17 protein-coding genes and 1 pseudogene are annotated in these 15,179 nt (G+C 68.1%); 2 read left to right on the top strand and 16 right to left on the bottom strand.

Annotated elements, in window-relative coordinates; all coding sequences use genetic code 11:
- Positions 1-2 precede the first annotated feature (2 nt).
- The 9 genes from ACWEK3_RS28485 to ACWEK3_RS28445 all read right to left on the bottom strand — a co-directional run bounded on the left by ACWEK3_RS28485 (position 3) and on the right by ACWEK3_RS28445 (position 6,370).
- Positions 3-851 carry a bifunctional DNA primase/polymerase gene (locus ACWEK3_RS28485; protein ID WP_453250926.1) on the bottom strand — a complete coding sequence of 283 codons (849 nt, stop codon included), beginning with the start codon at positions 849-851 and terminating at the stop codon, positions 3-5.
- A 90-nt stretch (positions 852-941) separates the two neighbouring features.
- Positions 942-1,409, bottom strand: coding sequence for a hypothetical protein (locus tag ACWEK3_RS28480; protein ID WP_453250925.1), 468 nt, complete (start codon positions 1,407-1,409; stop codon positions 942-944).
- A 204-nt stretch (positions 1,410-1,613) separates the two neighbouring features.
- Positions 1,614-3,740 (bottom strand): FtsK/SpoIIIE domain-containing protein, encoded by a 2,127-nt coding sequence (locus ACWEK3_RS28475; protein WP_453250924.1) that lies wholly within the window; start codon positions 3,738-3,740, stop codon positions 1,614-1,616.
- A gap of 109 nt (positions 3,741-3,849) precedes the next feature.
- Positions 3,850-4,155: a hypothetical protein gene (locus tag ACWEK3_RS28470; RefSeq protein WP_453250923.1), complete on the bottom strand. Its 306-nt coding sequence runs from the start codon at positions 4,153-4,155 to the stop codon at positions 3,850-3,852.
- The gene (locus ACWEK3_RS28465) at positions 4,152-4,322 is read right to left on the bottom strand and encodes a pRL2-8 (RefSeq protein ID WP_453250922.1); all 171 of its coding nucleotides are present in this window, start codon (positions 4,320-4,322) and stop codon (positions 4,152-4,154) included. The genes ACWEK3_RS28470 and ACWEK3_RS28465 overlap by 4 nt, the downstream gene beginning before the upstream one ends.
- Before the next feature lie 2 nt (positions 4,323-4,324).
- A complete protein-coding gene (locus ACWEK3_RS28460) occupies positions 4,325-4,642 on the bottom strand; it encodes a hypothetical protein (protein ID WP_453250921.1) in 318 nt (105 codons plus the stop codon).
- A gap of 2 nt (positions 4,643-4,644) precedes the next feature.
- On the bottom strand, positions 4,645-4,992 hold the full coding sequence (locus ACWEK3_RS28455) for an RRQRL motif-containing zinc-binding protein (protein ID WP_453250920.1): 348 nt from the start codon (positions 4,990-4,992) through the stop codon (positions 4,645-4,647).
- A complete protein-coding gene (locus ACWEK3_RS28450) occupies positions 4,992-6,038 on the bottom strand; it encodes a conjugal transfer protein (RefSeq protein WP_453250943.1) in 1,047 nt (348 codons plus the stop codon). Before ACWEK3_RS28450 ends, ACWEK3_RS28455 begins: the two co-directional genes overlap by 1 nt.
- A 62-nt stretch (positions 6,039-6,100) precedes the next feature.
- A complete protein-coding gene (locus tag ACWEK3_RS28445) occupies positions 6,101-6,370 on the bottom strand; it encodes a DUF6284 family protein (RefSeq protein WP_453250919.1) in 270 nt (89 codons plus the stop codon).
- Between the two features lie 599 nt (positions 6,371-6,969).
- Between ACWEK3_RS28445 and ACWEK3_RS28440 the strand changes: the two genes are divergently transcribed.
- Positions 6,970-7,740: a helix-turn-helix domain-containing protein gene (locus tag ACWEK3_RS28440; protein WP_453250918.1), complete on the top strand. Its 771-nt coding sequence runs from the start codon at positions 6,970-6,972 to the stop codon at positions 7,738-7,740.
- Positions 7,737-8,210, top strand: coding sequence for an NUDIX domain-containing protein (locus ACWEK3_RS28435; RefSeq protein WP_453250917.1), 474 nt, complete (start codon positions 7,737-7,739; stop codon positions 8,208-8,210). Before ACWEK3_RS28440 ends, ACWEK3_RS28435 begins: the two co-directional genes overlap by 4 nt.
- On the opposite strand, the gene ACWEK3_RS28430 is transcribed toward ACWEK3_RS28435, so the two are convergent.
- From ACWEK3_RS28430 to ACWEK3_RS28400, 7 genes and pseudogenes are all read right to left on the bottom strand, one after another.
- A complete protein-coding gene (locus ACWEK3_RS28430) occupies positions 8,198-8,767 on the bottom strand; it encodes an HD domain-containing protein (RefSeq protein ID WP_453250916.1) in 570 nt (189 codons plus the stop codon). The two genes, ACWEK3_RS28435 and ACWEK3_RS28430, sit on opposite strands and share 13 nt — an antisense overlap.
- Positions 8,768-8,778: 11 nt before the next feature.
- Entirely contained in the window at positions 8,779-9,225 is a 447-nt protein-coding gene (locus ACWEK3_RS28425; RefSeq protein ID WP_453250915.1) for a GntR family transcriptional regulator, read from the bottom strand.
- Positions 9,226-10,204: 979 nt separating this feature from the next.
- Entirely contained in the window at positions 10,205-11,200 is a 996-nt protein-coding gene (locus tag ACWEK3_RS28420) for a DUF4365 domain-containing protein (RefSeq protein WP_453250914.1), read from the bottom strand.
- Between the two features lie 401 nt (positions 11,201-11,601).
- Positions 11,602-11,898 (bottom strand): annotated as a pseudogene (locus tag ACWEK3_RS28415) (tyrosine-type recombinase/integrase); the annotation flags it as partial.
- A 251-nt stretch (positions 11,899-12,149) separates the two neighbouring features.
- Positions 12,150-12,590: a nitroreductase/quinone reductase family protein gene (locus ACWEK3_RS28410; RefSeq protein ID WP_450547736.1), complete on the bottom strand. Its 441-nt coding sequence runs from the start codon at positions 12,588-12,590 to the stop codon at positions 12,150-12,152.
- 160 nt (positions 12,591-12,750) lie between these two features.
- Complete coding sequence (locus ACWEK3_RS28405) at positions 12,751-13,239, bottom strand: hypothetical protein (protein ID WP_453250913.1); 489 nt, start codon at positions 13,237-13,239, stop codon at positions 12,751-12,753.
- A 68-nt stretch (positions 13,240-13,307) separates the two neighbouring features.
- Positions 13,308-14,900, bottom strand: a complete 1,593-nt coding sequence (locus tag ACWEK3_RS28400) for an NRAMP family divalent metal transporter (protein WP_450547734.1) — start codon at positions 14,898-14,900, stop codon at positions 13,308-13,310.
- Positions 14,901-15,179 lie beyond the last annotated feature (279 nt).

The raw sequence follows: 15,179 nt of genomic DNA, 5'->3' as shown, positions 1-15,179 counted from the left end.
GGTCACAGTCCCAACGTGGTGCGGGCGTTGGTCCACGCGTCCACACAGTGCCGGGCCGTCTCGCCCTTGGCCTGCGCGGCGGTGAACAGGCGGGCAACGTGGGCGTCAGTGAGGCAGCCGCACCGGCCGTGCTTGGACAGCACGGCGAGGAACGTCCGGTACACGGTCGCGTGGACCGCGCTGGACGCTTCGGTGATCCGCTGCTCCGCCATGGCGATGCCACGGTCTAGGTAGGCGGGCGTGCGGTGGCGGCACTCCCCGACCCCGCCCCCTGCGGGCACGACGCCCGCAGGAGCCGGGCGAACCGTGGCGGGCTCCTTCACGGCCAGCGCGCGCACGGCATCCGGCAGGGCGGCCATGACCCCCGTACCGGGCCCGAGCCACCGGGCGTAGGCCATGGTCGACTTGATGTCGACACCGGGGCGCACCGCGTTCACGGACCGCATGGCGCCCCGGTAGATCCAGTGCTCACCGCGTGTCGTCGGCACGGTCCGCGTGGCGGGCAGCGTGATGCGAGCCCAGGCGATGGCGTCCGAGTCGTCCAGGTCGACCACGGTCAGGCCGGCGCCGCCGGGGTGGTAGCCCACGCACACCGCCCGCCGCCACGCCGCCGCCCATACGGGCGAGACGATGACGGCCGGGTCGGTGGTGGCGGCGGCCCAGGCGTGGCAGACGCCGAGGCAGCGGCACGGGCCCGGGGTCTTCATGTTCGGCCGGCCGCCGCATGCGTTGTCCGCGCACGCGGGGCAGTTGCCGAACGGGACCTTGCCCCGGCGCAGGGGCAACACCGGCACGCCGGACGCCGCGAGACTCAGCGCCGTGTGCTGCGGATAGGGCGTGGGTTGCGTCATGCTGGGGTATCTCCAGTTCCTTGGTTGGTTCTGGTTGGCAAGGGCGGCCCCGCGGCTTTGGCGAGACGTTGGGGGCCGCCCTTGGCGTAGCTAGCCGTGGAAGTGGTTGCGCTTGATCACGGCCTTGCGGATGTTCACAGTGGTGCCGCCCTGGTGGCCGCTCGCGCTGAAGAGCTGCACGGCGATCCATCCGCCGAAGATCACGGCGGCCAGGATGATGACCTGGGTGATGAACGCAGTGAGCGCGGCGATGAACGAGGTGAGCAGCAGCAACCCGCCGCACACCGCGAGGAACCCCACGCCCCCGAGGGCGACGTTCACCGCCGTCCGGGACACGGCCGGCTTGGCCGTGACCGGGTCGGGCTGCATGGGGTTGATCGCGTAGCCGGTGACGACGCGGCCGTCCGGCAGGACGATGCTCGCCACCGCCGGAACCGTGCCCGGCTGCACCGAAACGACCGGCGCCGGCACGGCCACGGCGGCGGGCGGGAGCGGGGTCGGCTGGTGGACCTCTACGGCCCGCTGTGCGGGCACGTGCGGAGTGTTCTCGGGGTACATGCGGAATCCCTTCCGGTGCTCGGTCGGGGAGGTGGAAGCACCCCCTTCGGGGTGCCGTGCGGAGGGGTGTTTCAGGGGTCTGAGCAGGGCGCCTCCCCGCCTCCCCGAAACGATGTTTGCGCTGATCAGCACGGGGAGGCGGGCCCGGGGAGCGGGTTGGGGAGTTCTCCCCGCCTCCCCGGACCGGACCCTCGTTCCTCCCCGCTACTCGGCGGCGGAAGCGGAACCGTTCTCGTCGCGGTTGGCGAGCGCGCGGGCCACGTCGTCACGGCGCACGACCATGACCCCGTGCGACTTCTTCGGCTCCTCGCCGTGCTCCTCCAGCAGCCGCTTCAACCGTCCGTTGTTCCACTCGCGGTAGACGGCCGTGTCCAGCGCGTGCAGCCGCTTCAGCACCTCATCCGTGCGCAGCCGCGCCGCGTCGCCGATGACGGCCGCCACGTCGGCGAGCGGGTCACGCTCCTCGTCGCGTTCGATGACGCGCAGGGTGGCTACGCCATCGCGCAGCGCCTTGGCTCGGGCGGCGATCTCGGCGGCCGGCTCGTCGTCGATGAAGTGCGTCCGCACAGTGATGGAGGACTGGCCGGCGGGGATGGCGATGCCGTCAGAGGCGACCACGAGAGTGCCCTTGTCCAGGCCCTGACGCAGCAGATGCGGGGCGGCACCGGCGTTGACGGCCTTGGCCCCGAGCGCCATCTCAGCCTGCGATTCGGTGCCGACCACGAGGGAGGCGCGGGTGTGGGCGCCCTCGCGGACCAGCTTGGGAAGGTTCTGGTCGGTGGGGTCCTGCGTTCCCTGCCACATCAGCACGTCGACCGCACGACCCTGGTTGTGGATCTCGCGCACGGCCATGAAGTACCGGGAGGTGGCCTTGGCGCCGCCGTAGGGGCGGCCGTCCTCGCCCTTGGCCGGGCACATGAACGCCTTCTGCGCCTCATCCACCAGCACGATCAGCGGCGGGAAGACGAGGGAGGGGTCCTTGCGAACCGCCTCAATCCGCCGGTTCATCTCCTCCACCGCGTCCTCAACCATCTCGGTCGCCTGAATGCAGTGGCTGTCCGAGGGACCCTCGATCAGGACCTTGGCAATGCCGTCGAACGGTGCCCAGTCGCCGACACCCTTCAGGTCCGCAATCCAGAACTGCACCGTCCGGTCCAGAGCCAGCCACAGCGCCAGGGCACGCAGGGCGGCCGTCTTGCCCTGGTTGGACAGACCCGTGACCAGCAGGTGGCGCTGATACACGCTCAGCTCCGCCGCGTCCCCACGCAGATCCTGGCCCCACGGGGCCCGACCGGTCTTGTAGTTCGCGGTCAGCGTCTCGTCCGTGACCAGCGGAGAGGGGCCGATCGGCTCATCCAGCGCGCCGGAGTCGGCGATCCACAGCCGCACCGTCCGCGCGGCCTCGGGGATGGTGATGAACACCTCGTGTTCGTGCCGGGTGAGGTTCTCGGCGAGCTTGCGCCGCTTGCCCTGCACCTCGTTGGTGGCCACCCCGGAGGGAAGGGTCACGTCGACTTCCACGCCGCATCCGGCGATCCGGATCGGCCCGAGCATGGAGGCGCCGGCGTCGCCCATCTCCTTGATGGCCCGCGCCAGGGCGGGCACTCCGAGGTCGCGCAGGGCCTTGACCACGATGGACGGGGTGATCGGCTCACCCTCGCTGCTGCGGACGTTGGCAGGCAGTGCCCAGGCAGGTGCGGCGTGCTGCTTGCGCCCGACCGACCACAGCGCCAGCAGGGCCAGGAACGGGCCGATCGAGATGAGCGGGCCCCACACAACCTGCACGATCCGGATCAGCAGGGCGATGAAGTCGACGGTCGCCGACAGGGGGGTGATGACGTCGCCGACGTGGCCGGTGTTGATGGCCATGACGACGCCGAGGGCGACCAGGACGCCGATGCTCATGCCGGCGCCGACGGCCACGCCCTTGGCGGCCTCGACCGGGGAGTGCAGCAGGTCCATGCGGCGGTGGTGGCGGGCGGCCCGGAAGCGCTGCAACCGCTCCTCCCACTCCTCAGCCGCTTCCAGGTTCCCCGCGGCTTCCGCCGCCCGGATCATCCGCTCATACCGCGAGCCGGTACGGCCGTCCCACGCCCGGCGGGCCACGATCCGGCCGCCGTTGAGGGTGTAGAGGCTGTGTCGGGCCGTTGCGCGGACGACCGTCTTCGTCCGCTCGTGTGTCACGCCGGTCTTGATGGCGCGGCCGGAGCGGACCCACAGCGGCACCGGGCGGGCCGGCGGCGCGTCGGGCACGACCGTGAGGACGGTGGGGGCGGTGTCGTCGGTCGGGGGGTCGGTGGGCTTGTGGAGGTGGACGACGTTCTCAGACATGCTGGAAGTTCTCCTGACTGCCCCACGAGGGGCGGGAGTAAGGGAGAGAGCCGGGGTGGCCGGGTCCGTGGCAGGGACGGCCACCCCGACGTGCGTGCGGTGGTGCGGTTCAGCGGCCGTGCCGGGCGCGGTTCTCCGCGTGGCTGAGCTGCGACGGCTCGGTACGAGGGGCGTCGAGCCAGCAGAACGGGCGGATGCCGTCGGCGGCGGTGAAGGTACGGATCGCGGCCCCCGAGGGGGCGTCGGGGAGGGCGTAGACGCGTCCGCCGTCGAGAGAGGCCAGCAGCCGGGCGGCGTGGTGCTCGCACCCGTCGGCCCCCGCGTTACCGGCGTCGAGCACGGTCACCACGACCGACCCCACGCAGGACGTGGGGTCGTCGGGGTGTGCGGCGGGGCAGCGGCCATCCACGCTCACCACCAACTCGACTTCCTCTTGGGCACGATGGTCGGGCAGCCGTTGACCATGTGGTCCACGCACTGCGGGCAGTCCTCGCGCGGCTTGAGCTTGCGGTGAACGCGCCGGTCGTGGGCGTGCTGCCAGCACTGCGGGCACTCGCCGGGAGGCGTGTCCGTGCCGGGCATGGTCACCACCACCCCGACGACTTCTTGGCGGCCTTGGCGCGGGCGGCCTCGGTGATGAGCCGCTGACGCTCGCCGTGCAGCGCGGTCAGTTCCGCGTTCAGCCGCATCTCGGCCGCGTTGCCGGTGGCGTCCATCCGCTCCTCGGCACGGCCCGCGCTGCGGCCCCGGGCCACCTTGTAGCCGCCGACGGCCAGGGCCCGGGCCATGGCCCGGCGCTCACTGCCGGTCAGCGGCCACCACTCACCACGGCGGACCGCTTCCAACTTCTTCTCCGTCGACTGGATCGCGCGGTCCAGGCGGCGTATATCGGCGTTGCGCATGGTCAGACGCTCCTCGGAGAGTCGCAGGGATCGGGGTAGGCGCAGGGCACGCAGGTCCCGAGCGAGGCGGGGATGACGTAGCCCGCATCGCGGCGGCACCGCGGGCAGACGCGGCGGGCAGCGTTGGCCTTGACCAGAGCCGCCCACCGACCCGGCGTCATCGGCCGGACGGGCTTGGCGAGGTCGACGCGGTAGAGGTAGGCGACCAGCGGTTCCCGGCGGCGGCGCGGCCGTTCGAGCTGAGCGGCCACCCCCTGACCGCCGGGCCGCAAGCCGCGGGCCCTGAGTTGGCGGCGGGTGGCGTAGCCGTCCGGGGCCAGGCGCCACCGGAACACCGGCAGCGCCCCCATCACGCGGCCTCAGCCGCCGTAGCGGCCCGCTCGGCGAGCAGGGTGTCCCGCAGCGTCCGCGCGTTCGCCGGCGACGTGCGCACCTCCCGGCGGATGCCCTCGGCGGTCACCTTCGCGTCCGGCCAATCGGCCGTCACCGCGCGTGCCTCGGCGAGCAACTGTTCCGGCGTGCGCTTGGGCCGACGCGGCTTCGCCGCCTCAGGGACACGGCCGGTGGCGCGGCGCGGTCGGGTCGACTCTGCCGCCGCCGCGCGCCGCTCGATCGAGGCGACCGGAGCGGGGTCGACCAGCGGGAGCGGTTTGAGCGGAGGAGTCGACTTGCCCAGGTCGACCGCGACCGGATCGGGCACGGTCAGTCGGGTCAGCGTCACCACCGGGTCTGACGTCGATTCCGGCAGATCAGCCATAGACCGTTTCGCATCGGTCTTGGTGGATTCCTCCGTATTTGTGACCGTTGCGGGATCGAGGGCGATGCCGCCGAACATCGAGGCAATGGCGGCGTCCGCGCCGGCGGTGACGCGGTCGCGCTGCACGTCCAGCAGCCTCGATCCGAGCGCCACGTCCCCGACCCCGACCTTGCGGGCCAGCCGCCACGACTTCCGCTCGGACCACTTCTTGACCCGGTCGCTGGGGTGCTGGGTGGCGCGGGCACGGTGGTAGGCGAGGGCTTGCACCAGGTCGGCGGTGCGGCGTTCGTTCTCGGCGTCGCGGCCGTCGGTGTGCACCACGATCCGCCGGGCCAGGAACGCCATGCCCTCGGCCGAGACGGACATGCCCATCGGGGTCAGGGCGTAGATCACGGTGCGGCCCGGATCGGGCGCGGCCATCGCTCCCATTACGGCGGCGGCGGCCGGCAGGGCCCACAGGCCGAGCCGGACGATGCGCGGGGAGGACTGTCCCAGCATGGTCAGCCCGAGCAGGACCAGGGCGAGCACGGCGGTGGCGCCCTCACCGGCGGCGAGCGCTCCGAGTGCTGTGCCCTTGCCGTAGGCGTGGCCGATGTTGCTGTACGTGCCGATCCCGCCGAACACGCCCGTGGCCAGCATCGGCACGAACGCGGCGGCCAGCACCCCGATCTGTACGCGGGTCAGCTTCGAGCCGACGGCACTCACGCGGCACCCCCGGGCAGGCTCACGCCGGCCGCACGGTTGACCAGCGCGACCCGGGCGGCCAGCGCGCGGTTCCGCGCCCGACGGATGCGCCGGTTGTCCATCTCGGTCGGCGTACGGTCGAGGGTGACGATGTGCGCGTCCAGCAGCTCGACGTCCGCCAGGATCACGGGCATCTCCCGCTCGATCGCGTCCAGCTCCGCGTCCGTCGGCTCCATGAAGGGCTCGAACGCGGTAACAGCGTCCTGAACAGTGACGATGTGGTTCATGGGTCGTGGTTCCTTCCAGAGAGGAACGGCCCGAACGCGGCTCCCGGGAGGCACCCCGGGAGCCGCTTGCCGTTGGAGTCGGTTCCGGCTCCCCTCGGCGCTGCTCGTACGAGACGAGCAGCGGAGGCAACCGGCCGCCGCGAACAGCACGGCGGAAGCTGACGTTCGAAGCGCGGCAGACGCCACGCAGAAGGTTCTGCGGAGTTCAGATCACGCAAAGCCGGTCACCGCCCCGACAGGGACGGATTCGGGCAGGTCACCCGGCCCGACATGGGCGATCGGGATGGTGACCCGCACCCATCGACCGCACGTGTTCATGCGGCTGGGTCGGCACTCTGTTGAGTTCTTCGCAGTGCGGAATCCGGGCCAAGCCATCCGGGCACTGCATGAGGAACATGTAGTACGTGTTCCTCATCATGCAGAGAGCGGTTCGCCCCGTCAAGCCTTTCGACTTTGTGGAGTTCGGCGAGCCCCTCACCGCGACGTACCTACAGACTCGCGCTGACGGCGACGACGCTCGACTCCGCACCTGTACGACTTGGGGCTTTCTTGGCTAGCGTGAAGTCGTACCAAGTCGTCCCAGTCAGGCGGAGGTTGGTGTGGCGAACGAGCGGCTGCGCGGTGCGATCGTGGACTTGGGCTTAACGCTCGATGAGGTCGCCGAAAGACTGGGGGTCGCTGCCAAGACGGTCGAACGATGGATCAACGACCCCGAGCGCAAGCCCTACCGGCGCTTCCAGTACGCGACTGCCTCACTGTTGAAGTGCGAGGTGTCGTATCTGTGGCCCGACGAACGCACATCGGCCGAGGTCACGGCGTCCGGCAATGCCGAGTTGGTCAGGCTGTATCCGCACCGATCCGTCGTGCCGCAAACGCTGTGGACGACCCTCTACGCCAGAGCAACGCGCCGCTTCGATGTGCTGGTGTACTCCGGGTTCTGGCTCACGGAAGACGCGACGTTCCATCGCATCGTGAAAGAGAAGTCAGCTGACGGCGTGCCCATCCGCTTCATGCTGGGAGAGCCCGCGTCGGCGGCCGTAGCCGTCCGGGGGGAAGACGAGGGGATCGGCACGGCGATGGCGGGCAAGATCCGGAACGCCCTCATCAACTACGGGCCGCTCTTCGGTCTCCCCGGCGTTGAGTTCCGACTGCACGGCACCACCCTCTACAACTCGATCTACCGAGCCGATGACGAGTTGCTTGCGAACGGCCACCTCTACGGCGTGGGCGCCTACATGGCCCCCGTCCTTCACCTGCGGCGCGTGGCCGGTGGCGAACTCTTCGACGCCTACGCTGAGAGCGTTGAGAGGGTCTGGGAATCAGCCCGACCGATCTCCTCGCCCGCCGACTGGGAAGGCACACAGTCATGAGCCGTATCGACCACTTTCGCGACCCGAACGCCCCGACGGCCAACTCAGTGGTGCCCTCAGTCACGGCGGTTGTCCGGGACGACTCGGGACGACTGCTACTCATCCACAAGACCGACAACGACCTGTGGGCGCTTCCCGGCGGCGGCCATGACATCGGCGAACGGATCGGCGACACCGTCGTCCGGGAGGTCTTGGAAGAGACGGGCATTCAGGTTGAGGTTGACAGCATCGTCGGGCTTTACACCGACCCTGAGCACGTCTTGGCGTACGACGACGGCGAGGTTCGGCAACAGTTCTCCATCTGCTTCCGGGCCCGCCCCGTCGGCGGTTCTCTGCGCACCAGCAGTGAATCGAAAGAGGTCCGCTGGGTCGACCCAGCGGACCTTGATGGCTTGGACATCCATCCGTCGATGATGCTGCGCATCCGGCACGGTCTGGACGAATCGCGGCGACAGCCCTACATCGGCTGACTGCCGGCGGATGCCTGCGCCAAGCGCACTTCCACGCGTCCCGCGGCTGCGTGAATCTCGGGGGCGGCACGCTGGATGAATCGCCCGACGATGGTATCGGGGCCGTATCGCTGCACGATCTCATCCAGCCGTTCGGCCGGCGTGGTCGGCGTGCCGTCTGGCGTCGTCGTCATGTCGCAGTAGATCAGTGCGTCAACGAGGTCCGGACGCTCCGGCTGGAACTCGGTCTCCAGTTCCTGCCTCAGTCCGCGTTCCTCGGCCTCCAGGAGGGCACAGGAGTGATGCGCGACCAGGCGCACGACGCGTTGGTCTGCCCCTTCCTGGTCCCGGAGGAATCGCGCGCCGTCCAGTGGGTGAAAGCCCGTGGTTGCGATGGTCGGCGAGTACCCGATGTCATGCAGCACGGCGGCGGATTCCAGTACTGCCGCGTCGTCACCGAGGATGGGGCTCAGGGAGCGAGCGCGCTTGGCTACCCCGAGGGAATGCGCCCAGCGGCGCGGCAACGGTTCGGACAGCATCGCTTCGGAGAGCGAGTACGCCCACTCAGTCAGTCCCATGTCGGCCAAGACTACGGCCGCCCCGTGGGCGTCGGGAGGGCGCGCACCGTGCGCCCCTTGCCATGAACTGTGGTGAGCAGGCCGTTCCCCTCCATCTGTGCAAGTACGCGCCGTACAGCGGTCCGCGATGCGCCGAACCGCTCACACAGCTTGGCCTCTGACGGGTACGCGTCCCCTACGGACAGAGACTCTTCCGTGATCACATCAGTCATGCGTTCGGCGAGTGACCGCCGGTCGCCGCCCCGTGCAGGGCGCCACCCGATCCCGGGCTCGGACTCGACAACGCCGTCAGCTTCGAGAACCTTGAGGGCGCGGCGGATCGTGTTTCGGCCTACCCCGTGCGAGCGCATCATCTCGGCTTCCGACGGCAGGATGCCGGTGCCCTCCCGTTCCTGAATCTCGGCTCGCAGAGCCTCTGCGATGACCAGGTAGGTTCCGCGCGGACTGGCCTGCGGCACGTGGCCTCCCCTTCGACATCGGCGGCGTCCCGGTGGGCGCCCAACAGATTCAAGTTTTCCACGTCCCGTGCAGCCGTCCGATGCCCTTGCCTCCCACTCCTCGTTCAGCAACGCTCGTCGTCCTGGTCTCTGTCCAGCGCGCGGATGACCATCGTCGTTCACTGGCGTACGCGCACCCTGCCTGACCTGCCGCGCGAACACTCGCGGACGCCTACGTACGGCCACGCGGACAGTTTCCATGAGTGGAGGCCCGGTTAGAGCGAACTACTGAAGTGGTCTACCGCGTGACCGCCAGATTAGAAGCTCCGCACGCCAGCACTCTTAGCCCACGCCCGCAGGGTTTTAGCGATATGGTGAGTATCGTGCACTCGGACCGTCAAATATCCATAAAACATGTCCAGGTCGAGAATTTGCTTGAGAGTTTCCTTCTCTCCGCGAGTGTTGAAGTATGAGACTTCTACGTCATACCGCCTGGTTAGGTCACTCTCGAATCGGGCTGGCATGTTCTCGAATAGAATGCGGTACTCCCGCCCCGGCGGCATGCTTGGGATGCCATCCTTAAAGAGAGAAGCATCGGCTAGTGATCCAATAGTGTTACCGTCATCCAAAGTGCTCCGCAACTCCGGAGAGAATTTCAGCTTCACGTTATAGGCCAACGTTTGACCGATGTTTCGAATTACAAGGTCGGTGTGAGGGTGTCCCGTTCCGCTGGTCTCTATGTCGAGCACAACGAACGGTTGGGCCTGCTCTAGGCGGAGCGTTTTAGCTTCCCGCACCTGCCTGAACGCGGCGATCGCTGCAATGATCGCGACCGTTAGCGTGAGTGCGCTAGCGATTGCACTAATCCACCCTGGGACATCTCCGTAATCCACCTATGACTCCGATCAGTCGTTAGTACGTCCACACTGGTGAGAGCGAGGGAAAGTCCATCAGGGCAGCGCCCTCATCCTGCGCCATCCAGTCGCTCGGGCCACAGGCGTCAGACGCCCGCCTCGCGCTGCGCCCTTAGTCGGTCCATTGCGAAACCAATGAATGTAATGAATAGCAGTTTGTTTCCAAAGGAAGGTACAAGCACTCCAGCCCAGATCCAAAAAGTTCCCCACCACCCAGGATCACCGTCAGGATCCATCACAGGAAGCCAGAGAAAATTGACAGTGAGCATCCACAGCCACTTCCCGGTTTCGCGGGGAACTCTGCCAGCCCTGAACTCAAAAAAGATGGTTAGAGCCATCATGAGCAAGAATACGTAGAGGTTGGATACCCACAACACAGGACTCATGCCCGAGGAACCCTCAACGAAGCGAATTTGATACGGCCATGCCACCAGCATGAGTGCAATCAGGATTTGCAGTGGCAGTGACCTGATCAGGTTCCTGCGAATGGACTTGAGGCGTTCCTCATGCCGAAGGGCCAAGTCCGCTAGACCCTCATACAAGGGGTTGGGCGCAGTTAAGGGGTCTAGCCCCTGCCTAGCACGAACCGCTTCAGCTAATGCTTCTTCTTCGGTCGCCGCACGGATACGCATCCTCTCGTCGCCAGCGTAAGCGGCTACCTCTGCATAGAAGTCATCGATTGTGCCGGAGTTGAGCGGAGAGGTTTTTGCTACTTGGACCCACCTGGGACTTTCATCTACAGACCTCAACTGTTCGGTGAGATTTACCCAGAACAACTCCTTCTTCTTCATGTCGTAGACGACACCAAGAATTGGGATGCGACTCTGCCGCCAATCGTCGAAGTGGTCCTCAACAGGAATGGCATACCCGTGGGCCCGCTTGTACTTCTTTCCACTCTTCACCTGAATGGCAATCCAGTACGGCGTTCTCTTACCAGCGCGGGTGAAGTTGACGATCATGTCCTCGCCATGATCGTTGCCGCCATCGATCTCCTGAACGATGTGGTCGTGCTCCTCAAGGAGTGAACGCAGGGCGTTGACGCCCGCCCTCTCAATCTTGCGACTGGCACGAACAGTTGACACCCAGCCCCCCTGAAGTCAGTGTTCGTCAGAATAGCGGCATGCACTGACAACCTGGGTAGGTCGCAACCGTCCGGCCACGCACTGACCTGGTCGGTTACATGTCGCTCGTTGTCCTGTTCCTTGTCCAGTGCGCCGACGGCCGTCACCGTTCACCGCCGTACGCCCACCCCGCCTGACCTGCCCGTTGAACCCTGGCGAACGCCCCTGGACGGCCACGCGGACAGTTGGAAAGCGTGTTGGGGGCAACCCCTCACGAGTTCGAATCTCGTATCCTCCGCCAGTGCCTCACCGGGCACGATGTCGAAGGGCCCCACCGTTCGCGGTGGGGCCCTTCGACGTTGTCTCGTGCACCGAGCGTGCATCCGGGCCCCTCCCCTGGGCTCCCAACCCGTACGGTCTCGGTGGGCGGTGCCGGCGGAGCTCCCGGCCGCCCGCATCTTCCGGCAGAAGCGTTCGAGGTGCTCGGGCTCCAGGCCGTCGAGCTTGTGAGAGCCCAGGCCGGGGACGAGGTGAACGCGTATGTCGACCTCGTACCCGTCGTACGTGTTCTCGGAGACGTACGGCTTGGCGATGTTCTCGACCCAGTGCTCAAGCCGGCTCTGCCCGGTCCAGCCCCTGCCCGGCTTCCGAAGCTTCTTGTCGTCGCGGGCCCGCTCCATCTCGCGGACGGCTTTGGTCACTTCGGCCCTTTGTCTCCGCCACCGCTGCGGCGACCCCCGGCCACTCAGCGCGAAGCGCTGGGCGTGCCTCGACAACGCGCAGGCCAGAAGTAGCGCGGTCCGTGACGTATTCAGGAAGCGTGTACGGGGTTGCTGGAGACACGCGTGACGGGTTGCGGCGTTCGAGGAGAATCTGGCAGCCGCGCGGGTTCACTACGAGCAGCGCTTCCGCTTCGCGATGAGTTCAAACCTGGCGAAACGGCGAAACGGCGAAAACGCCGTAGCCTGATTCAATCCAGGTCGTCGCCTGATGCGTCGGGCTCCAGTTTCACGATGGGGAACTTGCGCGACGTCCTGGTCTCATACTGCGCGCTGTCAGACCAATACGCCGACCAGATCCCGTAGAGACGTTCCCAATCCGGCGACGCATGCGTGACAACGGTGGGGGTCGCCTTGAGGATCTGTTCCCCCACCTCGATGGTCACCTTGGGCATGGCGGCGACGTTGCCCACCCACGCTGGATCTCTTTCCGCGCCACGCGCGGTGCCGCAGACGAGGAAACAGTTACCGTCGGCCGCGTACACCAGGGGGTTCACCCGTTCCTGGCCGGTTCGGCGGCCGACCGTGTGCAGGAGCAACAGTTGCTTGCCCTCGAAGAAGCCTCCCACAGTGCCGCCCTGCGCCCGGAACTGGGAAATGACCTGCTCGTTTACCTCATTTACGTCAGTCATGTCCGCCTCTCTGCGGCCGAAGACCTCCCTTGCTATTAGCTAACCAGCGAGGTGCGCGGTTGCGCCGAGCCACGCCCGAGCCGTGCGGTGGACGTCGAGCGTGTTGGCCGGACCGACGTCGGTGAAGTGGCAGGACCGCCGTTCAGGCGGGACTTCCTCGTCACCGCTCACGGCGGTCGCTTTCACGGGCCTGCGTGTCGCGGGGCACGCGTGCCGACAGTTCGCGGCGTCTGGCTTCCGCAGCTTCGGCGATCAGGTGGGCCGCGTCGGCGGGGAGGGCCAGGTTCTTCTCCAGCCATACGGCGTCCGTGCCCTGGGTGTGGGTGGCGAGGACCCAGGCGGCGTAGAGGCGTTCGCGGGAGGGCGCGGCCGGGGTCTTCAGAGTGGCGCGGAGCGCCTCCTCGGGGAAGCCGTCCAGGGTGTGGGCGGTGAACCACGAGGTGTCGACCGGCTCGGCGGCCCGGGCACGTGGGCGCCGGAACGGACGGGGACGGACCCGCCGCACCCTCGTGCCGACGAGCAGGGCGACGAACGCCGCGGCCAGTACGGCAGCGGCCACGCCCATGCGATCGGCAGCGGGGAGCCTCGTCCACACCGGCAGCAGATAGGCCACCACGCGATCGCCGTGGTGCAGGTAGGGCAGGATCACCGCGGGACCTCCCTCACCCCTCCATCCTCACTCCGCGTCCGGGCCTCGGCCAGGCCCCCCGACCCGGCTCAGCCGATCTGGATGGCCTTGACCACCAGCAGCAGCACGGCGATCACCAGGTAGCCCCGCAGCAGGCTCATTCCGAGTCTGAGTCCGGGAGACCAGACGACCGGCTCCAGCAGCGCCAGGGGAGGCATGCGCCAGCTCTCGCGTTCGGGGCGGGGGATCCTCGGAGGCGGAGGCGGGGCCGTGCCTTGGCGGGCGCGGACGACGCGCAGCCCCACGGCCGCGCCCAGCAGCCCCCCGACCAGCACACCGGTGAGCCACAGCGCGACCCGGGTGGTGTCCAGCGTCGGGAACAGGGTCGTCGCGACGAGGATTCCGGACAGCATCAGGAGCACCCCGATGGTGGTCGAGGCCACCATGTTGAGCCAGCGCGGATTGACCCAGGGGCCGAGGACCGCCCGGTCGTTGCACAGGAGCAGGAGGAAGACCGACGCGGAGGGGAGGAGCAGTCCCGCCAGGGCCTGAACGGCGGTCGTGATCAGCCCGAGGGGCGCACCGGGGATCAGCACGATGGCGGCGGCGAGCAGGACCATCCCGGCGTAGGTCCCGTAGAACGCCTTGGCCTCGCGGAAGCTGCGGTGCAGGGAGTGGCGCAGGTTGAACATGTCGCCGAAGGCGTAGCTGGTGGCCAGGGTGACCGCCGCGGCGCCGATGATCGACGCGTCCAGGAGCACGACGGCGAACATCACTCCCAGCACGCGGCTGTGCCCGCCCAGGGCCTCGGCGACACCCAGCGCGTCGGTGAAGTGCCCTGCGGCGCTCATACCGCTCACGGCGTAGTCGGCGACGACGACGATCGCGACGGCACCGCCGATCACGACGAGGGACCCCAGTACGGTGTCCGCGCGCTCATGGCCGACGAACCGCGGTGTGATGCGCTTGTCGATGATGTTGGACTGCTGGAAGAACAGCTGCCAGGGGGCGACGGTCGTACCGACGATCGCGATGATCAGCAGGACGGCCTCGGAGGTGACCCCGCCTCGCACGCCCGGGACGACCAGGTGGTGGACGGCCGCTCCGTAGCGCGGGTGGCTCATCAGCGCCAGCGGCACCAGCAGCAGGCTGACGGCGATGAAGGCGAGCATCGCGCGTTCCCAGCGCCGGAAGCTGCCCGTCGCCGTGATCGCGACCAGGGCGAGGGCGGCGACGGGCACGGCGATGTACTTGTCGACGCCGAGGTAGCTCAGGGCGAGTGACACCCCGATGAACTCGGTGACGATCGTCAGGAAGTTCAGTACGAACAGGTCGCCGACGCTGAACCAGCCCCAGAACCTGCCGAAGCGCTCGTTGATCAGCCGGGCGTGCCCGACACCGGTGACGGCGCCGAGCCGGACCACCATCTCCTGGTTGACGATGAGGACGGGGATGAGGAGCAGGAGCACCCACAGCAGGCTGTAGCCGTAGTTCTGGCCCGCCTGGGCGTACGTGGAGATCCCGCCGGCGTCGTTGTCGCCGACCATCACGATCAGGCCGGGGCCGACGATCGCCAGGAACGTCAGCAGCCGCCGCTTCAGGCTGCGGCTGGAGTCCGCCTCCTCCAGCCTGATACGTCCCAGGGCGCCCTCGATGTCACCGAGGTGGGCATCGTCCAGCACCGCTGTGGGGCGGGCGTGGGGGTGGGGATGGGCGTGGGGGCCGGTGGGCCTTGGTGCGGGGGCGCCGTCACGTCCCGGCGTCGCGGCGCGCTCCGGGGCACCGGGGCCGCCGGCCGGTGGCCTGCCCGGGGGTGCGGGGTGCGCACCGTCCTGCGCCTGTGAACGCGGGCCGGGCGTGGGCCGGCCTCCCCTCCCTCTCTCCCCACTCCAGTTCTTTCGCGCAAGGAGTCCGCACCCCATGACGTCCACGGTGCCCAACGCCGTCGAGCACGCCGACGA

The sequence above is a fragment of the Streptomyces sp. NPDC004721 genome (assembly GCF_053601495.1).
This window is presented reverse-complemented; position numbering and strand designations above follow the sequence as displayed.